The organism is Streptosporangium sp. NBC_01639 (assembly GCF_045209755.1).
Lineage (GTDB): Bacteria > Actinomycetota > Actinomycetes > Streptosporangiales > Streptosporangiaceae > Streptosporangium.
The window spans coordinates 3,558,539-3,578,443 of record NZ_CP109272.1 but is presented as its reverse complement, the minus strand read 5'-3'; the positions used below and the strand labels follow the sequence as shown (position 1 = coordinate 3,578,443).

At 72.0% G+C, this 19,905-nt stretch carries 17 protein-coding genes; 11 read left to right on the top strand and 6 right to left on the bottom strand.

Annotation, left to right across the window (positions count from 1 at the left end; all coding sequences use genetic code 11):
* Positions 1-164: 164 nt before the first annotated feature.
* From OHA77_RS15900 to OHA77_RS15880, 5 genes are all read left to right on the top strand, one after another.
* Positions 165-1,061, top strand: a complete 897-nt coding sequence (locus tag OHA77_RS15900) for a hypothetical protein (protein WP_406318838.1) — start codon at positions 165-167, stop codon at positions 1,059-1,061.
* A gap of 12 nt (positions 1,062-1,073) precedes the next feature.
* A complete protein-coding gene (locus OHA77_RS15895; RefSeq protein ID WP_406318837.1) occupies positions 1,074-1,952 on the top strand; it encodes a class F sortase in 879 nt (292 codons plus the stop codon).
* Positions 1,949-3,439, top strand: a complete 1,491-nt coding sequence (locus OHA77_RS15890) for a DUF2079 domain-containing protein (protein WP_406318836.1) — start codon at positions 1,949-1,951, stop codon at positions 3,437-3,439. The genes OHA77_RS15895 and OHA77_RS15890 overlap by 4 nt, the downstream gene beginning before the upstream one ends.
* Before the next feature lie 177 nt (positions 3,440-3,616).
* On the top strand, positions 3,617-4,510 hold the full coding sequence (locus OHA77_RS15885) for a DMT family transporter (RefSeq protein WP_406318835.1): 894 nt from the start codon (positions 3,617-3,619) through the stop codon (positions 4,508-4,510).
* Positions 4,511-4,697: 187 nt separating this feature from the next.
* A complete protein-coding gene (locus OHA77_RS15880) occupies positions 4,698-5,843 on the top strand; it encodes an acetyl-CoA C-acetyltransferase (protein ID WP_326819864.1) in 1,146 nt (381 codons plus the stop codon).
* A gap of 129 nt (positions 5,844-5,972) precedes the next feature.
* On the opposite strand, the gene manA is transcribed toward OHA77_RS15880, so the two are convergent.
* The 3 genes from manA to OHA77_RS15865 all read right to left on the bottom strand — a co-directional run bounded on the left by manA (position 5,973) and on the right by OHA77_RS15865 (position 10,543).
* Positions 5,973-7,067 (bottom strand): mannose-6-phosphate isomerase, class I, encoded by a 1,095-nt coding sequence (gene manA / locus OHA77_RS15875; protein ID WP_406318834.1) that lies wholly within the window; start codon positions 7,065-7,067, stop codon positions 5,973-5,975.
* A gap of 88 nt (positions 7,068-7,155) precedes the next feature.
* On the bottom strand, positions 7,156-8,121 hold the full coding sequence (locus OHA77_RS15870) for an ROK family protein (RefSeq protein ID WP_406318833.1): 966 nt from the start codon (positions 8,119-8,121) through the stop codon (positions 7,156-7,158).
* 43 nt (positions 8,122-8,164) lie between these two features.
* Complete coding sequence (locus tag OHA77_RS15865; RefSeq protein WP_406318832.1) at positions 8,165-10,543, bottom strand: glycoside hydrolase family 2 protein; 2,379 nt, start codon at positions 10,541-10,543, stop codon at positions 8,165-8,167.
* A 248-nt stretch (positions 10,544-10,791) separates the two neighbouring features.
* Here OHA77_RS15865 and OHA77_RS15860 point away from each other — a divergent pair, with 248 nt between their 5' ends.
* Entirely contained in the window at positions 10,792-11,817 is a 1,026-nt protein-coding gene (locus tag OHA77_RS15860; protein WP_326819868.1) for a LacI family DNA-binding transcriptional regulator, read from the top strand.
* 53 nt (positions 11,818-11,870) lie between these two features.
* Here the strand turns inward: OHA77_RS15860 and OHA77_RS15855 are convergent, their stop codons facing one another.
* A complete protein-coding gene (locus tag OHA77_RS15855) occupies positions 11,871-12,038 on the bottom strand; it encodes a hypothetical protein (RefSeq protein ID WP_326819869.1) in 168 nt (55 codons plus the stop codon).
* A 287-nt stretch (positions 12,039-12,325) separates the two neighbouring features.
* Positions 12,326-13,057 carry a class I SAM-dependent methyltransferase gene (locus OHA77_RS15850; protein ID WP_406318831.1) on the bottom strand — a complete coding sequence of 244 codons (732 nt, stop codon included), beginning with the start codon at positions 13,055-13,057 and terminating at the stop codon, positions 12,326-12,328.
* Between the two features lie 128 nt (positions 13,058-13,185).
* On the opposite strand from OHA77_RS15850, the gene OHA77_RS15845 reads away from it, so the two are divergent.
* From OHA77_RS15845 to OHA77_RS15825, 5 genes are all read left to right on the top strand, one after another.
* Positions 13,186-15,189, top strand: a complete 2,004-nt coding sequence (locus OHA77_RS15845) for an ATP-binding protein (RefSeq protein ID WP_406318830.1) — start codon at positions 13,186-13,188, stop codon at positions 15,187-15,189.
* Between the two features lie 77 nt (positions 15,190-15,266).
* Positions 15,267-16,331, top strand: a complete 1,065-nt coding sequence (locus tag OHA77_RS15840) for an ATP-binding protein (protein WP_406318829.1) — start codon at positions 15,267-15,269, stop codon at positions 16,329-16,331.
* A gap of 232 nt (positions 16,332-16,563) precedes the next feature.
* Positions 16,564-17,265, top strand: a complete 702-nt coding sequence (locus tag OHA77_RS15835; RefSeq protein WP_406318828.1) for a hypothetical protein — start codon at positions 16,564-16,566, stop codon at positions 17,263-17,265.
* Positions 17,266-17,304: 39 nt separating this feature from the next.
* Complete coding sequence (locus tag OHA77_RS15830) at positions 17,305-17,877, top strand: RNA polymerase sigma factor (RefSeq protein ID WP_406318826.1); 573 nt, start codon at positions 17,305-17,307, stop codon at positions 17,875-17,877.
* Positions 17,864-18,655: a hypothetical protein gene (locus tag OHA77_RS15825; protein ID WP_406318825.1), complete on the top strand. Its 792-nt coding sequence runs from the start codon at positions 17,864-17,866 to the stop codon at positions 18,653-18,655. The genes OHA77_RS15830 and OHA77_RS15825 overlap by 14 nt, the downstream gene beginning before the upstream one ends.
* Here the strand turns inward: OHA77_RS15825 and OHA77_RS15820 are convergent.
* Positions 18,644-19,669 carry an adenosine deaminase gene (locus tag OHA77_RS15820; protein ID WP_406318824.1) on the bottom strand — a complete coding sequence of 342 codons (1,026 nt, stop codon included), beginning with the start codon at positions 19,667-19,669 and terminating at the stop codon, positions 18,644-18,646. The two genes, OHA77_RS15825 and OHA77_RS15820, sit on opposite strands and share 12 nt — an antisense overlap.
* Between the last annotated feature and the right edge of the window lie 236 nt (positions 19,670-19,905).

Here is a 19,905-nt window from a genome sequence, read left to right as displayed (position 1 = left end):
GGCGAGGCCGGGAGGGGTGGGGCGAAAAGGAATTTATGCCCGTTTTGCCGAGTTGCGAGCTTTTTGCGGCTGCTGTTCATAGGATCTATGCCTGACCGTGACCATCGGCTGGAATCGTAGAGAGCCGCTCGAAGCGCTCAACCGCTCGAAAAGGGAGAGACACCGTGCTGAAGTCCAAGACGCGTCGTCGCGTCGCGGTCAAGACAGCCGCCATCGCAGCAGCATGTGGGGGCATCTTCTTCGGCGCTGTCCCGGCGATCGCCTCCATGGTGGCGACCCCGAAAACGGTCACCTACACCTGCACCGCCTCGGGGACGACCGCCACCTACAAGGTGCAGGTGGACATCACGGGCCCCCAGGCGCCGGCGCCGAGCTCGACCGTCGTGGCGACCTGGGCGGTCCAGCAGCCCGCCGCCTCGCCGTTCTTCACTGCGGCCTCGGCCATTCCCGCCACCGAGCGCCTCGTGCTCGACGGGGACGCGCTCGTCACCAGCAGCCCGTCGATCGTCCCCTCCGAGCTCCGGACGGTCGCGGCCACCGGCGCCGCCGCCTCCGTAGCGGCCGGTGCCTCGTTGCAGCCGCTTCCCATGCTGATCACGATGACTCCCACCGCGACCGGTGTCATCGCGGTCCAGCCGGGCTCGTTCAGCCTCTATCTGGAGCCGGGCGCCGGGAACGGTGGCGACCTGTACGTGTGCGACGTCGCGAACACGGCCTCGGCGGAGGCGAGCGCCGCGGCGCTGCTGATCACGGTCAAGCCGTCGGGCACCACCACCGGGACGGGCACGCCGACGCCCACGCCGTCGAACACCACTCCGACCCCCACCCCGACGGCCACGCCCACCACCGCGGCCCCCGTGGTCACCGTCACCCGGACCAGAACGGCCAAGCCCGCCGAGGACAGCCAGATCGACGAGACCCCCGGCGGCGGCGCCTCCACGGGCGGTGGCGGGGACGCCGGTCCGGACGCCCGAGTGATCATGTTCAGCGGTGCGCTGATGGTGGCCGGTGCGGCGATCGGCGGGCTGGTGCTGCGGCGCCGTACCGCGACCAGAGGCTGACCGGACGGCCGGATGACCACCCCGACGCCTGAGAACCGGCCACGGCCTCCCGCGCAGTACGGGGGGCCGTCCGGGCATCCCCGCGGACCCGTGCCGCCGTACGGGCCCGTGCCGGTCCATCCGGCCTACCAGCAGCCGGGATACCAGCAGTACGGCCGGCCGTACGAGGAGTGGCCCGAGGAGCAGAGCGACGGCAGCCGGGTGATGCGGTCGGTGCTGATCCTGGCCGGGGTCGCCGGGGTGATCACCGTGCTGGTGGGCCTGATCCTCGTGGTGGCGTCACCCGAGCAGTACGGCCTGGCCGACGAACGCACCACGCTGCCGCCCCGCAGCCAGGTGAACGCCACCGCGCCGGCGGACCCCTACTTCCAGGCGTCTCCCACGGACCCGCCGCCCCTGCCGGCCCTCCCGCCCGCTCCGGCCATGCAGCCCTCGACCCCGGTGCGACTGGTCATCCCGAGGCTCGGTGTCAACGCGCCGATCAGGTCGGTCGGGCTCGACCGGCAGGGTGCGATCGAGGTGCCGCCGGTCGGCAACCCCAACCTGGTCGGCTGGTACCGCTCGGGCCCGACCGCCGGAGAGGCCGGGCCGGCGATCATGTTGGGGCACAAGGACACGAAGTCGGGGAGCGCGGTCTTCAGCCGCCTCGATGAGGTCCGCAACGGTGACGTCATCGAGGTGCACCGCAAGGACGGCATCATCGCGGTGTTCACCGTGGGCGGGCTCGAACAGGCGGACAAGACGGTCTTCCCGACGCAGCGGGTGTACGGCGAGTCACCCAACCCCCAGCTCCACCTGATCACCTGCGGCGGCACCTACAACCATGTGACCGGGCACTACACCGACAACGTCATCGCCTATGCGACCATGACCAGCACGCGGAAATCATGACGACGGCCGCCTCCCCCGGAACCTCGCGCCTGAAGGCCCTCGACGTTCCGGGACTCCTGCGGAGCCGGCGGCACGGGCTGGTGCTGGGCGGGGCCGTGGTGCTGGCCTCGGCGGTCTACTCACTGCTCGGGCTGGTCAAGTTCGCGACCTTCCGCACCAGCGTCTTCGACCTGGTCATCTTCGACCAGGCGGTGCGCGGCTACGCGGATTTCGGGCCGCCCGCCGTACCGGCGGTCGGCATGCAGTACGGCCTGGGGATGGGGTTCCTCCAGCTCGCCGACCACTTCTCGCCGATCCTGGCCCTGCTGGCCCCGCTCTACTGGCTGCACGACGGCCCGCAGACGCTGATCGTCGCCCAGGCGGTGCTGTTCGCGCTGGCCGCGGTCCCGATCTGGCACTACGCCGAGCGCCGGGTCGGCACGATCCCGGCCCACCTGGTCGCCGTGGCCTACCTGGTGTCGTGGCCGATCGCGCAGGCAGCGGGGTTCGACTTCCACGAGGTGGCGTTCGTCCCGCTGCTGAGCGCGATCATGATCGAGCGGTTCGACGCCGGCCGGCCGGCCGTCGGCATGCTCGCCGCCGCCGGCCTGCTGCTGGTCAAGGAGGACATGGGCCTGCTGCTCGCCGGATTCGGGGTGTATCTGCTCCTCACCCGGCGACGGCTGGAGGGGGCCGCGCTCATCCTCTTCGCGCTGGGCGCGCTGGTGATGATCCGCAGTGTGCTGATGCCGATGGCGGGGGCGGGTCCCACGGGATTCCACTGGGCCTACGGCAACTGGGGCGCGGATCTGGGTGAGGTGGCACTGGCCGTCCTGCGGAATCCGCCGGCGGCACTGGCGCAGTTCGTCAGCCCGATGGTCAAGGTGAACACGCTGGCCTTCCTGCTGTGGCCGATGGCGCTGACCGCGCTGTTCTCGCCGCTGGCCCTCGTGGCGGTCCCGCTGGTCGCGGAGCGGTTTCTGGCGGACCGGTCGCAGTGGTGGGGGCCGGAGTTCCAGTACAACGCCTTCGCCGTCGCCATCCTCGTCTGCGCCGGGGTGGACGGGGCCGCCCGGCTCGCGGAGCGGCTCCGAGAACGGTTCGGGGCACGGTTCGAGGGGCGGCGCGTGATCACCCACTGGGCGGTCGCGATCTGCGTGATCGGCCTCACCCTCGTCCCGCGCTTCGAGCTCGGCAAGCTCCTGGACCCGGCCTTCTACCAGGGCGAGCCGCACGTCGCGGCGGCGCGTGAGGCCGTGGCCAGAGTGCCGGACGGAGTGGTCGTCGAGGCCGCCAACGGCGTCGGTTCCGCGCTCACCGCGCGGACGACGGTGCTGCTCTGGGGCCCGCAGTCGTACGGCGCGCCCTGGGTGGTCGCCGACGTGGCGCGGTGGAGTTACCCGTTCGGCGAGTTCGACGCGCAGCGGCGCCGGGTCGACGAGGCCCTGGCGAACGGCTACCGCAAGGTGTTCGAGCAGGACGGCTACGTGGTGCTCAACCGGCCCTGACCGGGGGACCGTAGCCTGCGGGGCCGTATCCGTCGAGCATGACGATGTAGTGAATCTTAACAATACCCTCAATATTTTTTCGCTTGTGCTGTTTGGTCGCCTAAGGCATCGTCAACGTCGGACGACCGGACAAGGGGTGGGAAAGTGTTCAGCGGTGGAAGTGGAACGTTGGTACGCATGGGCGTGCTCGCCCTCCTGTGGGGATCGACCTTTCTGTGGATCAAGTTGGCCCTGGGTGGTCTGTCCCCGGTCCAGGTCACCTTCACCCGCTGCGCGCTGGGGGCGCTCGTCCTGATCGCCCTGTGCTACTCCACGGGTAAACGCCTGCCGCGTGACCGCGCGACCTGGGGGCACATCATCGTGGCCGCCTTCTTCTGCAACGCGCTGCCGTTCGCCCTGTTCAGCATCGGCGAGCAGACCGTCGACTCCGGGGTGGCCGGTGTCCTGAACGCGACGACTCCGCTGTGGTCCCTGCTGATCGGCATCGCCATCGGCACGGAACGCGGGCTCGACCCGATCCGCCTGGGCGGGCTCCTCCTCGGGTTCGCCGGCACGTTGGTGATCTTCGCTCCGTGGCACCAGGCCGGCCTCGCGAGCTGGGGCTCCGTCGCCATTCTCGGGGCGGCGGCGAGCTATGCCGTCGCCTTCGCGTACATGGGCCGCAAGCTCGTCGGGAAGGGCAACGCCACCATCACCCTCTCCGCCGGGCAGCTCATCGCCGCCACGGGATGGAGCGCGCTGACCCTGCCCGCCGGCGGTCTGGAGCCGGTGCACGCCAACCCGGCGGCCTTGATCGCTGTCGTCGTCCTGGGGACGTTGGCCACCGGGATCACTTTCCACCTCACCTACCGGATCATCGCCGACGAAGGCGCGACCAACGCCGCCGTCGTCGGATACCTGTTGCCGGTGGTCTCGGTGACGCTGGGGGCGATCGTCCTCGGTGAGGAGCTCAGCCTCCGGGTCGTCGCGGGCATGGCCGTCGTGCTCGTCGGCGTCGGGATGACGCGGCGGCGGAAGCCGGCGCCGGCGGCCGCTGAGGAACGGACGGTGGCGGCCGCACCGGAGCGCTGACGGCGCGACCGCGAGCGCCGGGTGCTCTGCCCGCACTCCTCGCACGCACCGTCCGCCGGGTGGTCGAACGCCGGTTCCGGGCCGCCCGGGTCGGGCCGGGAGCCGGAATCGGGTAGGACACGGACAAAGGTTCTGTTGTAATCTGCCAACAACCGAACAATGCTCGGTTTCATCAGCAGGAGGCACTGTGGCAGAGGCGTACATCGTCGGGGCGGTCCGCACCCCGGTCGGTAAGAAGAAGGGCGGCCTGTCCACCGTCCACCCCACCGATCTGGCCGCGCACACCCTCAAGGCGCTCATCGACCGCACGGGTGTCGACCCGGCCGCGGTGGAAGATGTGATCATGGGCTGCGTCATGCAGTTCGGCCCGCAGAGCATGGACATCGCGCGCAACGCGTGGCTCTCGGCCGGCCTGCCGGAGAATGTCGCCGGCGTGACCATCGACCGCCAGTGCGGCTCCTCCCAGCAGTCGATCCACTTCGCGGCCCAGGGCGTGCTGTCCGGCACCCAGGATCTCGTGGTGGCCGCCGGGGTGGAGTCCATGAGCATCGTGCCGATGGGCTCCTCCATCACCGCGGCCCTGGAGAAGGGCATGCCCTTCCCGTTCGGCACGGGATGGGTCGAGCGGTACGGCAAGCAGGAGATCTCCCAGTTCCGCGGCGCCGAGCTCATGTGCGAGAAATGGGAGCTCTCGCGCGACGAGCTGGAGCGGTTCGCCTACGAGAGCCACCAGCGGGCGGCCAAGGCCGTCGCGAACGGTTACTTCAAGGACCAGATCGCCCCGATCAACGGTGTCGAGGACGACGAGGGCCCGCGCCCGGACAGCACACTGGAGAAGATGGCGTCGCTGAAGACCCTCAAGGAGGGTGGCCGGATCACGGCGGCGACCTCCTCGCAGATCTCCGACGGCTCCGGGGCGCTGCTGATCGCCTCCGAACAGGCGGTCCGCGACCACGGCCTGACGCCCCGGGCACGCATCGTCACCCTGGCGCTCACCGGAGACGACCCGGTCTACATGCTGACCGCGCCGATCCCGGCGACCCAGAAGGCGCTGAAGAGGTCCGGTCTGTCCATCGACGACATCGACGTCACCGAGATCAACGAGGCGTTCGCCCCGGTGCCGCTGGCGTGGATCAAGGACATCGGCGCCGACCCGGCCAAGGTCAACCCGAACGGCGGCGCGATCGCCCTGGGCCACCCGCTGGGCGGGACCGGCGCGATCCTGATGACCAAGCTCCTCCACGAGTTGGAGCGCACCGGCGGCAGGTACGGCCTGCAGACGATGTGCGAGGGCGGCGGCCAGGCCAACGTCACGATCATCGAGCGGCTCTAGGGCGGCTCCAGGGCGGCGCGACCGCCGGGCGGTCCGAGTGGGGCGGCGAGACCGCCGCGATCGCCGGGCGGTCCACTCGGCTCCGCCGCGATCGCCGGGCGGATCCGAGTGGACCGCCCGGCGAGACGGTCATCCCGCCGGGCGGCCGGCCGGCCCCGGCTCGGCGGAGAACACGAGGCCGTGCCCGCCGAGCGTCACCGGCGGATGCGCGGCCGGCACGAAGACCGACTCGCCGGCCCGCAGGTCGAGGGTGTCCGCCCGCACCGCGCCCTCGACGCAGAGCAGGATGCGGGGCAGCCCGCCGTCCAGCCGTACGTCGCCGTCCACGGCCACCCGGCGGAGCCGGAACTCCGGCGACGGTGTGGCGTACACGCCGTCGCACGCCTCGACCGGCAGCGGCTCCGCGGCCGGGTCGGTGACGCGCAGGAGCTCCGCCACGTCGACCGGTTTCGGGGTGAGACCGGCCCGCACGACGTTGTCGGAGCTGCCCATGATCTCCACGCCGAACCCCTGGAGGTAGCAGTGGAGCACCCCCGCGCCCAGGAAGAGCGCCTGCCCCGGAGCCAGCTCGTGCCGCTGCAACAGGAGCGGGGCCAGGCAGGCGGGATCGCCGGGATAACGCCGCGCCAGCCGTACGACCAGGTCGTAGTCGGGGTGGTGCACGGCTGAGGCGGCCCAGACGGCCTGTTCGAGCGCCTCGCCGCGGTCGAGGAGCGCGTGCAGAGCGTCCAGGAGGGCGCCGGCCTCCAGCAGCGACACGACGTCCTTCAACGCCGGCACCCCCAACCGGCCGAGGAGCATCGTGGCCTGCCCGGCGGAGCGGAAACCGGCCAGCGCGCTGAACGGGGTGAGCGCGCACACCAGCTCGGGCTTGGGCCAGGGGTCGCCGTAGACGCCCCTGGCGTGACCGTCGGCGGCCTGCTCGGCCGACGGGTGCACCTGGAGGGAGAGCGGCTGGGCGACGGCGATGAGCTTCATCAAGTACGGCAGCCGCTCGCCGTGCCGGGCGACGGTCTCCGGGCCGAGCTGCCCGAGCGGATCCGCGCCGACGACGTCGGCCAGCGAGCGGCCGTCCCCGGCGAGCAGCGAAGGCCCGGCGGGATGGGTGCCGAACCACATCTCGGCCTCGGGGCCCGGTGAGGGGATGGGCCGGCCGATGAGGGCGGCGATGTCGGTACGGGATCCCCAGGCGTAGTCCTTGACGGGATTGGTCAGAGGCTGCACGCGAGTTCCTTGTCCGGATGCCGCCGCTGACGGTGCGGCGCCCACATCCTTGGTCATTGGAATCATTCCGGCGCGGAGGTCCCGGGACTCAGCCCGGGGAAGGGACGCGGCCCGGCGCCCCTCGCTCCGGTACCAGTGTTTCAGTCGGCCCGGTGTCTCGGTGCAGGACCAGGGCCGCGGCGCCGAGTAGGCCGGCGTCGCGCCCGAGGGAGGTGGGGGTGACGCGCAGCCGCCGCAGGAAACCGAGTCCGGCGTTCGCCTCGACGGCCTCCCTGAGCGGGTCGAACAGGACCGCCCCCGCGGCGGCCACGCCCCCGCCGATGACGACGTGGTCGAGATCGAACAGGGCGGACGTGGTGAGGACGGCGGCGGCCAGCGTGCCGGCGGCGCGCCGGAAGGCCTGGCGGGCGACGGCGTCACCGGAGTCGGCGTCCCCGGCCAGCGCCTTGGCGTCGTCGCCGGTCCAGCCGTTCGCCCGGGCCCAGCGGACCATGCTCGGGCCGCTGGCCACGGTCTCGACGCATCCGACGGCGCCGCAGGGGCATCGGTCACCGTTCGCGTCGGCGACGATGTGACCGATGTGCCCGGCGTTGCCGGTCGGGCCGAGGTACGGCATGCCGTCGAGGACGAGGCCGCCGCCCACGCCGGTGGAGACGACCACGCCCAGCACCGCCCCGGACGGCCGCCCCTCCGGCAGCCCGAGCCACCACTCGCCCAGCGCCATGCACTGGGCATCGCCCGCGAGCCGGACGGGCCGTCCGGGCAGCATCCGCTCAACCGCCCCGACCAGCGGGAAGTCCCGCCAGCTCGGGATGTTGACCGGGCTGACCGTCCCCGTGCGCGGGTCCAGCGGGCCCGCCGACCCTATCCCGACGCCGGTCAGCCGGTCGGCGCCCACCTCGCCGGTGATCCGGCCGACCACCTCCAGCAGCACCTCCTCCGCACCGTCGCGCCCGCGCAGCGGCACCTCGGCGCGGGCCCGTATCGCCCCGTCGGCCTCGACGGCCGCTGCCGCGAACTTGGTGCCGCCGATGTCCACGGCCAGCACGGTCACTAGGGCACCATCCTTTCGGTGAGTGTCGATACGGTGCTTGCCGTCATGGCCGGACCTCGTTCACGCACCGCAGCACCGGGGCGCTGACCAGGGCGGCCGGGTCGAGCTCCCGGTCCGTGGCGACGTGGAAGGCGGCACTCTGCCCGGGGAGCAGGGTGCGGAGCATGTCGTCGACCGAGGCGGCCGGGTCGAGCCGGTCGGGGAAGAGAGCGAGTTCGCGTACGACGGTTGCAGCGGTCACGGTGACAAGGTAGCCGCCCGGTACGGCCTCGGCGCGGGCGGTGTAGCGGGCGGCCGGGAAGGCGACCCGGGTGTCCTCATCGAAGAAGGAGACGACCTGCTGCTCGCCCAGCCGCACGGCCAGCAGTTCGGCCGCCGGGTCGGCCGGGGTCCGCACCCCGGGGGGAAGGGCGATCCGCGTCACCGTACGGGCCGCCGCCTCGACCACGACGATCTCCTTGGCCAGCGGCTCACCGCCCAGGCTCTGCCGTACCAGGGACAGCTCGCCCCGCCACGGTTCGGCGCTGTCGTTGACCACCGCGACCGCGCCGTCCTGGACGGTGAGCAACCGGTCGGCGTAGACGCGGCGCAGGGCGTACCACAGGGGTTTGCGCCGGGCGTCGCCGTCGACCGCCGCCCAGGAGGTGACCGGCCAGCAGTCGTTGAGCTGCCAGACGATCGTGCCCATGCATTGCGGTGCCAGCGACCGGAACCGTTCGATGCCGTAGGCGACCGCCCGTGCCTGGTTGAGCTGGGTCAGGTAGTGCCAGTCGTCGAAGGTCCGAGGCCGGGGCAGATGGTCGCCGAGGCCGCGCAGCAGCTTGAGGTTGCCGTCGGCGGCCTTCTGGTGGTGGAGCACGAGCGGGGAGTCGGGCGCGAGGTCGCCGCTGACGGCCCGGCGCAGGGTGGCGTGCGCGGGCGGACCCTGGAAACCGAACTCGGCGACGAACCGGGGCGTGTAGGCCGCGTAGCGGCGGTAGTCCTCGCGGTTCCAGACGTCCCAGATGTGGACGGTGCCGGCGGCCGGGTCGTTGGGCGGCAGGTCCGGGGCGCCGGAGTAGGGGCTGCCCGGCACGTAGGGGCGGGTGGGGTCGAGCTCGGCGACGATCGAGGGCAGCAGGTCGTAGTAGAAGCCGGAACCCCAGCTCCGTCCCGCCAGTTCCTCCCGCCAGCCCCAGTCGGCGTGGCCCTCGATGTTCTCGTTGTTGCCGCACCAGAGCACCAGGCTGGGGTGGACGGCCAGCCGGGTCACGTTCTCGCGGGCCTCGGCCGTGACCTCCGAGCGGAACGGCTCCTCCTCCGGGTAGGCGGCGCAGGCGAAGGGGAAGTCCTGCCAGACCAGCAGACCGAGCTCGTCGGCCAGGTCGTAGAAGTCGTCGCTCTCGTACAGGCCGCCGCCCCAGACCCGGAGCAGGTTGACGTTCGCCCCCGTCGCCTGGGCGAACCGCTCGCCCAGGCGGTCACGGGTGATCCGGGCGGGGAAGCAGTCGTCGGGGATCCAGTTGACCCCGCGGACGAACACCGGCACGCCGTTGACGGCGAGGGTGAACGCCTCGCGGTCCAGGTCGACCGTGCGGAAGCCGATCCGCCCGTGCCACTCCTCCTCGCCCAGGCGCACGGTGAGGTCGTAACGGGTCTGCCCACCGTAGCCCCGGGGCCACCACAGCTCCGGCTCCGGCACGGCGAGGGTCAGCACGGCCTCCCGCTGCCCGGCGGCGAGCCGTACCTCCGTGCGGGCACCCGCCGCCTCGGCGGTCAGCGTGAGGGGCGCCTCGGTGGTGCGCTCGACCCTGACATGCGCCTCCACCCGGCCGTCCGGCCCGTCCACGGTCACCACGGGGCGCACCTCCGCCAGCCGCGCGCCGCTCCAGCTCTCCAGCCCGATCGGCCGCCAGATACCCGAGGTGACCAGGGTCGGCCCCCAGTCCCAGCCGAAGTTGCAGGCCATCTTCCGGATGAACTGGTACGGCTCGTCGTAGGCCCCCGGGCGGTCCCCCAGGGCGGCCCGCCGCGCCTCGGCGTAGGCGTAGGGGGAGTCGAAGAGCACGGTGAGGGTGTTGTCGCCCTCGCGCAGCAGATGCCGGACCGGGAAGCGGTATCGGCGGTGCTGGTTGGCCGTGACCGCGACCTGCACGCCGTTGAGGACGACCGTGGCGGCGGTGTCGAGACCCTGGCAGACCAGGTCGGTACGGTCGTGCCCGTCCGCGGTCCAGCCGAAGGTGGTCTCGTAGGCCCACCGGGTGTGGCCGATCCAGCCGAGCCGGGTCTCGTTGTCCTCAAGATAGGGATCGTCGATGAGCCCGGCGGCCATCAGGTCGGTGTGCACGCAGCCGGGGACGGTGGCGGCGACGCCGGCGATCCGGACGTCCTCCGAGACGGCGGCCACGGTCCAGCCGTCGTGCAGCGGACGGTAGGTGCTCAAATGGTTCTCCTTGGTGAGGCCGGCCGGCCGCGTGCCGTCCGCGGATGGGCGGATTTGCTTAACCGAGTAAGTGAGCAGACCGTACGGCGCGCTGACATCGATGTCAACGACCTGCTCCGCCGCCCCGGCCGGGTCCTCGTCGCGGTCCTCGCGAAAGGGGTGGAGAACTGCGACGACGCGCCTCCGTGCGGGCGCGTAGTAAAGTACGCGGCGAGGCAGGAAAATAACCGGTTCAGCAAGGGGGGTCCGTGAAGCGGCCGACGATTGCGGACATCGCCCGGCGGGCGGGCGTCTCGAAGGTGGCGGTCTCCTACGCGCTGAACGACCGTCCCGGAGTGTCGGAGACGACGCGCGCCGCCATCAAGGTCATCGCGGCGGAGATCGGCTGGCGTCCCAACAGCGCGGCGCGGGCGCTCAACGGGGCGCAGGCGCACACCGTCGGCCTGGCCCTGTGCCGCCCGGCGCGGATCCTCGGCATGGAGCCGTTCTTCATGGAGCTGATCAGCGGCATGGAGAGCGAGCTGTCGGCCCGGTCCTACGCGCTGATGCTGCAGGTGGTCGCCGACCAGGAGCAGGAGGTGGAGGTCTACCGGCGCTGGTGGGGCGAGGGCCGGGTGGATGGCGCGATCCTCGTCGACCTGCACTTCGCCGACCCCAGGGTGGCCGCGATGGAGGAGCTGGGCATGCCGGCGGTCGTCATCGGGCACCCGTCGGAGTCGGGCTCGCTGACCCCCGTCTGGTCCGACGACGCCGCCGCCGTGCGTGAGACCGTCGAATACCTCGCGGCGCTCGGTCACCGGAGCATCGCCAGAGTCGCCGGGCTGCCCAGGCTCGTCCACACCGTGCTGCGGGACCGGGCCTTCACCGCCGTGTGCGAGGATCTCCGGCTGCCCGGCCACACCATCGTGCACACCGACTACACCGGCGAGGAGGGCGCCCGCGCCACCCGGCGCCTGCTCAGCTCCCCCGGCAGGCCGACCGCGATCGTCTACGACAACGACATCATGGCGGTGGCGGGGCTGTCGGTCGCCCAGGAGATGCGGTTCGAGGTGCCCGCCGACCTGTCCATCGTGGCCTGGGACGACTCACCGCTCTCCCAGGTCGTGCGACCCTCCCTGACCGCGCTCAGCCGTGACATCCCCGCCTACGGCGCCCACGCCGCCCGCAGCCTGCTCTCCCTGATCGCCGGTGAACACGTCCCCGGCGTCGAGGACGAAGCGGCCAGGCTCACGCCGCGCGGCAGCACGGGCGCCCCGGCGCGGTCCCGGACGTAGGCCCGTGTCCGGGTGGTGACGGACACGGGCCGCACGTCCGGGCGTCCGCTCGTTCAGCGGCCGCCCTTGCCGGGGATCCGGCGCGGCTGCTGGGTGGGCCGCACCGGCATGTGCGGCATCGGCACGTGACGGGGCCCGGCCGGGGGAAGGTTCCGCTCGGGCAGCGGAGTACGGGGTGCGGTGGTCTTACCGTTTCGCTTCTTACCAGCGTGAATTCGCATATGGGCTCCTTGGGAATGATGACGACGCGGTCGAATGCCGTGCCGGAGACTCAGCTGCCGCGTCAGACGGACAGGGCCAGAGGGCTGAGTGTGCGGGCGGATCAGTCAGGACTGATCGACGCCGGCTCCTAGGAGTTGATCCACATGCGATGACCGTACGGCGGCCGGATCGGAGGCCGCAACCCATTTATCACCACGCGCCGCGCCGGGACCGTCGGAAGCCGGGACCCTCGGAAGAGGGGCCCGGGAGTTCAGAAGAGCCGCCGGTCAGGGCGGGCCGTACGCCGCTACCGCGGGACGCGGGCCACGCAGAAGACGGTCTGGCCGAAGGGCGGGCGGATGAAGCGCTCGATGAAACGGGTGGTGGGGACCACCGTACGGTCGTAGATCTTGACCAGGCGGGGGTCGGGGTAGCCGACGCCACCGCGGCGGACGGCGGCCCACCACGCGATCCCGCCGAGGAAGTTGATCGGCTTGAGCACGTCGATGTCCAGGCCCGCCTTGGAGACCGTGCCGCGCAGGGTGGCGGGGGTGTAACGGGTGACGTGGCCGACCTTGCGGTCGAAGTCTCCGTAGAGCTGCATGTAGCCGGGGACCCAGATGATGATCCGCCCGCCCGGGGCGGTGACCTTGGCGAGGGAGCGCAGGGCCTCGACGTCCTCCTCGATGTGCTCCAGAACGTTCATCATCACGACCGTGTCGACCTTCTCGCCGATCGGGATGTCGGTCGGCAGACCGAACTGCAGCACGTCGATGTCGTCGCGGCCGGTGAAGCGCTTCTTGAGCTGGTCCACGCAGTAGGGGTCGAAGTCGCTGACCACCAGCCGGTCCAGGCGAGGCAGGAACGCCTCGGCGAAGTGGCCCAGGCCGGAGCCGATCTCCAGCATGGAGCGGCCCACGTGCGGGGCGACCATGTCGAGCTCGTACTGCCGGTAGTTCTTGGCCTCGTCCCCACCCAGGTGGTTCTCCAGGGCCTCGTCGCCGGCCGCGGGTTGCACTACGCGGTCATACCCAGACATGCGGTTCCGTCCAGATCGATAACAGAAAGCCGTGGCGCGGGGCCACGGCTGCGGACAGGCAGAGTCTAGTCGCCGTTCCCCGGGAGCGACCCCGGAACGGGGCTTGGCGGCCTACCATGGGCACCCCCATGGAAACTACCTTCGTCGGCCGGCACGTGGAGATCGCACAGGTGGCCCGCCTGATGCGGGAGTCTCGCCTGGTCACGCTCACCGGGCTGGGCGGCGTCGGAAAGTCCCGGCTGGCCCACCGGGTGGTCGAGGAGAGCGTGGCGGAGTTTCCCGACGGTCTCTGGCTGGTCGAGCTCGCCTGCCTGACCGACCCGCACCTCCTCCCGGAGACCGTGGCCGACGTCATGGGCCTGGCCGACCAGCCCGCCCGCCGGCGGGCGGAGGTGCTGGCGGAGTGGCTGGGCCCGCGCCGGTCGCTGCTCGTGCTCGACACCTGCGAGCACCTGGTGGAAGCGGTCGCCTCGCTGGTGGACACCCTGTTGCGCGCCGCGCCCCGCCTCCGGGTGCTGGTCACCGGCCGTCAGCCGCTCGGCGCGCCGGGGGAGCACGTCTACTCCGTGCCGCCGCTCCCGGTCGAGGACGCGGTGGTCCTGCTGCGTGAACGCGCGGGCCTGGCGGCCCCGCCGGACGGTTCCGGCGAGGAGGGCGGCGCGGCGGAGCTGGCGGAGCTCTGCCAGGGGCTCGACCGCATCCCGCTGGCGATCGAGCTGGCGGCCGTCCAACTGCGTACCCTGCCGCCCACGGTGCTGCTCCGGCGCCTGAACGACCGCTACCACCTGCTGACCGGAGACGGTGGGCCGGTCAGGCACGGGTCGCTGCGCGCGGCGATGGGCTGGAGCCACGAGTTGTGCACCCCGGCCGAGCGCCTGCTGTGGGCGCGGCTCTCGGTGTTCGCCTCGGGATTCGACCTGGAGGCGGCCGAGTACGTCTGCGCGGGCGGGCCGCTCCCCGCCGGGCAGGTGCTCGAAGCGCTGACCGGGCTGGCCGACAAGTCCCTCCTCCAGCGGGAGGAGCACCCCACCGGTGTACGGCTGCGCATGCTGGACACCGTCCGGGAGTTCGGCGCCGAGTGGCTGTCCCGGCTGGGCGAGGACAGCGCGGTCCGGGGGCGCCACCGTGACCACTATCTCCGGCTGGCCAGGCGGTGCGCCACCGAGTGGCCCGGCAGGCAGGTGGAGTGGTACGGGCGGATCCGTGCCGAGCGGCGCAACCTCCGCAAGGTGTTCGAGCTGTGCCTGGCCGATCCCCAGTGGTCCAGGGCGGGTCTGGACCTCGCGGGGACACTGTGGTTCCTCTGGGTCTGCTGCGGCATGTCGCGTGAGGGCCGCCACCACCTGGAGACGGCGCTGCGGGCGGACCCCGGCCCCGGCCCGGAGCGGCTGCGGGCCCTGTGGGTCTGCGCATGGGTGGCCGCGCTCCAGGGTGACCTCGCCGCCGCGCGCGAACGTCTCGACCAGTGCCGCGCCGAGGATCCCGAAGGGAGCGTCACCGGTCACGTCCTCCAGGTGGAGGGCATGCTCTCCCTCCTGCGGCGGGACCACGCCCGTGCCGTCGAACTGCTGGAGGAGGCCATGGCCTGGCACATGGCCAAGGGCGGTGTGCTGTCCGGGCTGCTGCCCTGCCACGCGCTGGCCGCGCTCGGCCTGCTGGCGGCGGGCCGGCCTGCGGAGGCCGTGGAGACGCTCTCGGAGGGACAGGCGCTCTGCGAGGTCCATGGAGAGGAGTGGAGCCGTGCCCAGATGGAGTACGTCTTCGCCTGGGCCGGGCACGTCGAGGGGGAGGCCTCCGGGGCGCTGCGCCACGCCAGGTCGGCCCTCGCCTCGGCGCTCGGATTCGAGGACCTTTCGCTGAGCGCCGCCTGCGTCGAGATGATCGCCTGGGCGGTGACGGAGGAGGGAGACGCGGGCGGCGGGGCATGGCTGCTGGGTGTGGCCCAGGCCGTCAGGGACTCCCTCGGACTGCCGCGCTCCGGCTCGGGAATCTTCGCCCCGGTCCGGGAGCAGACCCTGACCCAGGCCGTGAAGGTGCTCGGCGGTGCAGGATTCGACACCCTCTTCGCTGAGGGGCAGGGCTCTGACCTGGGCATCGCTGTGAAATATGCGCTGGGGGAGAAAATATCGTAACCGAGGGTGCCGGTACTCATCCGTTCCGTTACTGATTCCGTGATTGGCTTGCCATCCGACGCGGAGAGGCTGGAACGGTGGCGGAGACGCGGACGCACCGGGGGAATGTCCCGGCGGAGACGAGCAGTCTCGTCGGACGACGGGCGGAGCTCGGCAGGATCGCGATGCTGGTCGGCCGGTCACCGCTGGTGACGCTCACGGGAGTGGCCGGCGTGGGCAAGACGCGGCTGGCGGTCAGGACGGCCGAACGGCACCGTGACCCGTCCGCCGGCTTCACGGACGGGGTGTGGGTCGTCGAGCTCTCCGCCCAGCAGAACGGCGACCTGCTCGGTCATGAGATCGCCGCCGTGCTCGGCCTGCGTGAGCAGGCGGCGCGTCCCCAGTCCGAGGTGCTGGCCGACCACCTCGCGGACAAGCGGCTGCTGCTGGTCCTGGACACCTGCGACCACCTGGTCGACGCCGCCGCGGCGCTGCTGGGCCGGGTGCTGCCGGAGGCCCCGCACGTGCGGGTGCTCGCCACCAGCCGCCGTCCCCTCAATCTGCCCGGGGAACAGGTCCTGCCGATCGAGCCGCTGGCGGCACCCGGTCCCGGCGCCACCGGGGCGGCGGTCCGGCTGTTCACCCAGCGGGCCCACGCGCTGGTGCCCGGGGTCACCCTCGACCCGGTGGCGGTCGCCCGGGTCTGCCGGCTGCTGGACGGCATTCCGCTGGCCATCGAGCTCGCCGTCCGGCGGCTGCGGGCGCTGTCGGTGCAGCAGATCGCCGAACGGCTGGACGACCGCTTCGCGCTCCTCGTCGGCGGGAGCCGTACCCCGCTGGGACGCCACCAGACCCTGCGCACCGCGGTCGGCTGGAGCCATGAGCTCTGCACCGCGCAGGAGCGCCTGCTCTGGGCGCGCCTGTCGGTCTTCGCCGGGAGGTTCGACGCCGACGACGTGAGGGCGGTCTGCGCCGACGGGTGGCTGACCGGTCTTCCACTGGCCGATCTGGTGGACAGGTCCATCCTGATCGCCGAGGGATCGCATTACCGGATGCTCGACACGATCCGCGACTACGGCAGGGAGTGGCTGCGCCGACTGGGCGAGGAGGACGTCCTGATCCGCCGCCACCGTGACCACCGTGACCACGGCCGTGCTCCGTGACGGACGGCCGAGGCGCACGGGACCGCGCGACGGTCTCGGCGCCCCGCCGTACCGTTCAACGCCTCAAAACGCATCGATTCGGAAATTTCTCCGTGTGCGGGAGAAAGTTCGGCCTCGAAATAGTGGCGAACTTTGCACCCTGAGAGAAGGAAACCCCCCGGAAAAAGGGGGCCTGGTCGGTCCGTGACCCTGATGAGGTGCTATTTCCGCAGAGTGGAAGGAGCGCGAACCGATGGAACAGATCCGATGGTGGCGCGGGAACCTCACCGCGGAGAAGAACGGCTGCGCCAGCCGTAAGAGCGAGGTCCGGGAGCTGTTGAAGCTCCTGGATGAGACGCAGCCGGTCACACTCGCCGGCCCCTTCGACGGGACGGAGTCTGACATCAAGCCCATATGTGGCCATTTCGGCGAAGCGGGCATCGCGCCCGCCGGTGAGCCGCTCGCCCTGGTGGCCGTGGCGATGGCGGCCACCTGGCGTGGCGAGTTCATCCGGGCCGTCTCCCTGATCGAGGAGATGCGGCGGCTCTGCGACGACCGGAACGAGCACCCGGTCCCCGCCTGCGGAGACTACGTGCTCTCCATCGCCCAACTCGGCCTCGGCCGGATGGCCGAGGCGGCGGCGGCGGCCCGGCGGTCGCTCGACGTCGCGTGGCGGCTCCGCGACGCCATCGGTGTCGCGCTCGCCGTGGACCAGCTCGCGGTGATCGCCGCAGCCGAGGGGGACGGCTACCGCACCGCCCACCTCCAGGGCGCGGGGGCACGGCTGCGGGCCGTGTTCGGGCTGCGGGAGTTCGGTTCAGAGAGCATGTCGGGGCCGAGAGCGGTCGCCGAGCGCACGGCACGGCAACTGCTCGGCGACGACACCTACGAGTCGGCCTTCGCCGAGGGGCACCACGACGATCCCGACACGGCGGTGGCCTACGCCCTCGGTTGAGCGCTCGCGCGAAGACTTCCCCGTGTAGATCTCTATACAATGCGGACCTTCACGGCGTACGCGAAGGAGCCCCCGACGGACGACGACGAGGCGATCGCCCGTTCCCTGGCGGGCGACCTGGCCGCCTACGAGGTGCTGATCACGCGCTACAGCGCACTCGCGCACCGCACCGCCGCGATGCTCGGCGCCGCCGACGAGGCCGAGGACGTCGTCCAGGAGGCCTTCGTCAAGGCGTACCGCCACCTGGCCACCTTCCGCCGCGACGCGCCGTTCCGCCCCTGGCTGCTGCGGATCGTGGCCAACGAGACCCACGACCTGACCCGTTCCCGGGGCCGCCGGGCCGAACTGGTCGTCAAGCTGGCCGAGCCTTCTACCGCCGAGACGGAGGACCCACAGGACGTGGCCGTCGCCGTCGACCGTCGCGCCCGGCTCCTCGACGTGGTGCGTACGCTTCCCGAGCGGGAACGCGAGGTCGTCGTCTGCCGATACCTCCTCCAACTGTCGGAGGCCGAGACCGCCCAGGTGCTCGACCTCCCGGTCGGCACCGTCAAGTCGCGGACCTTCCGCGGCCTGAAGCGCCTGCGTGAGGAGGTGAGCCGTGACCTCGCCTGACGACCTCGAAGCCGAACTCCTCGCGCTCGGGGAATCCCTCGACGTCCCGGCCCCCCTCCCCGCCGAGGTGGCGCACGCCGTAAGGGCACGCCTGGAATCCCTCCCCGCCGCGGACCGGCACCCCACGCACCGCCCGGGCGGCCCCTCCCGCACGCCGGTCCGGCGAATGCCGCGAGGGCCCGGGTGGCTGCGGCCCGTCACCCGGCGGCGGGGGGTGGTCTCCGCCGCCGCGATCCTCGTCGCCCTCGTCCTCGGCGGCACCCCGGTGGGCCGGGCCGCGGTGGTGGAGGTCCTGCGGTTCGCGGGGGTCGAGCTGGAGATCGGCGGTTCCGGGCCGCTGCCGTCAGGGGTGCCCGAGCCGCTGCCGGGAGAACGCCGGGTCACCCTGGAGCGGGCCAGGGCACAGGTGGCGTTTCCCGTCTCGGTCCCCACCGCGCTCGGCGATCCGCGGGACGTCAGGGTGAGCGACGGCGGCCGGGTGGTGTCGCTGTTCTGGCCGGGCCTCAGGCTGGACGAGTACGACGGCACGCTCCAGGTCGTCTTCCGCAAGGAACTGGGTGCGCCCTGGCCGGAGGACGTCCGGCTGGGCACCTCGCAGGGGTGGTGGATCCCGGCCCCCCACGGACTGGGCTACCTGCCCCGAGGCGGCGGCGAGGCTCCGGTCCGCCCCCGGCTGGCAGCCCCCACCCTCATCTGGCAGCGGGGGCAGGTCGGCCTGCGCCTGGAGGGCGCGGACGACCTCCGGCGAGCGCTGGAGGTCGCCCGCTCAGTCCGCTGACGCCAGCCAGTCGTCGATCTCCTTGAGCAGGCCCTCGCGCACCTGCTCCGGGGCCGCCGACACCCGGATCGACTGCCGGGCCAGCTCGGCCAGCTCCGCGTCGCGGAAGCCGTACACCTGCCTGGCCAGCTCGTACTGCGGCAGCAACCGCGCCCCGAACAGCAACGGGTCGTCGGCGCCCAGCGCGATCGGCACCCCGGCGTCGAACAGCCGTCGCAGCGGCACGTCCTCGGCCCGCTCGGCCACGCCGAGACCGATGTTGGAGGTGGGGCAGACCTCGCACGCGATCTGCCGGTCAGCCAGGCGCTCCATCAGCCGCGGCGACTCGGCCGCCCGCACACCGTGCCCCAGCCGGTCGGCACCCAGCACGTCCACGCACTCGGCCACGCTGTCGGCGCCCAGCAACTCCCCGCCATGCGGTACGGCCAGCAGCCCGGCCCGCTTGGCGAGCCGGAACGCCCCGTCGAAGTCCCGGGCCCGGCCACGGCGCTCGTCGTTGGAGAGCCCGAACCCGACCACGCCCTGGTCCATGTACTGAGCGGCGAGGCGGGCCAGCGTCTTGGCGTCCATCGGATGCCGGGTCCGGTTGGCGGCCACCACGACCGCGATCCCTATCCCCGCGTGGCCGGCGGCCCGGTGCACGGCGTCGAGCATCAGCTCCAGGGTGGGGGTGAGGCCGCCGAACCGGTGGGCGAAACCGGACGGGTCCACCTGGATCTCCAGCCAGCGCGACCCCTCCGCCGCCTCGTCCTCGGCAGCCTCGCGCACCAGCCGGTAGACGTCGTCCTCCCGGCGCAGGACCGTCCGGGCGATGTCGTACAGCCGCTGGAACCGGAACCAGCCCCGCTCGTCGGTCGCCCGCAGCCTGGGCGGCCAGTCCTCCTTCAGCGCGTCCGGCAAGTGCAGGCCCTGCTCCTGGGCGAGCTCGATCAGGGTGGAATGCCGCATCGAGCCGGTGAAGTGCAGATGCAGATGAGCCTTGGGCAGTTCGCTGAGGGGACGGGGCATTTCCATATGGTGCCGTACGGCCGGCACTCCCCGGTCACGGTTGGCCCAACCGGCGCCCCCGGCGGGCTCGTTCCATCCGCCGGGGCCGACTTCCGTGCGCCGCCCGGCCCGTCTTCCGTGCGCCGCCCGGCCCGACTTCCGTGCGCCGCCGGGGCCGTCTTCCGTGCGCCGCCGCCTCTCGGACCGCCTTTCCGGGCTCGCCGCCACCTGGAGCCCCGGATTCAGTTGAAAAATATTTGTGA

What these genes read in the sequence shown, in the direction of transcription:
- OHA77_RS15895 (WP_406318837.1), top strand. Translation starts at nt 1,074, where the DNA reads ATGACCACCCCGACGCCTGAGAACCGGCCACGGCCTCCCGCGCAGTAC.
- OHA77_RS15890 (WP_406318836.1), top strand. Translation starts at nt 1,949, where the DNA reads ATGACGACGGCCGCCTCCCCCGGAACCTCGCGCCTGAAGGCCCTCGAC.
- OHA77_RS15885 (WP_406318835.1), top strand. Translation starts at nt 3,617, where the DNA reads ATGGGCGTGCTCGCCCTCCTGTGGGGATCGACCTTTCTGTGGATCAAG.
- OHA77_RS15855 (WP_326819869.1), bottom strand. Translation starts at nt 12,038, where the DNA reads ATGCGAATTCACGCTGGTAAGAAGCGAAACGGTAAGACCACCGCACCC.
- OHA77_RS15850 (WP_406318831.1), bottom strand. Translation starts at nt 13,057, where the DNA reads ATGTCTGGGTATGACCGCGTAGTGCAACCCGCGGCCGGCGACGAGGCC.
- OHA77_RS15845 (WP_406318830.1), top strand. Translation starts at nt 13,186, where the DNA reads ATGGAAACTACCTTCGTCGGCCGGCACGTGGAGATCGCACAGGTGGCC.
- OHA77_RS15835 (WP_406318828.1), top strand. Translation starts at nt 16,564, where the DNA reads ATGGAACAGATCCGATGGTGGCGCGGGAACCTCACCGCGGAGAAGAAC.
- OHA77_RS15830 (WP_406318826.1), top strand. Translation starts at nt 17,305, where the DNA reads ATGCGGACCTTCACGGCGTACGCGAAGGAGCCCCCGACGGACGACGAC.
- OHA77_RS15820 (WP_406318824.1), bottom strand. Translation starts at nt 19,669, where the DNA reads ATGGAAATGCCCCGTCCCCTCAGCGAACTGCCCAAGGCTCATCTGCAT.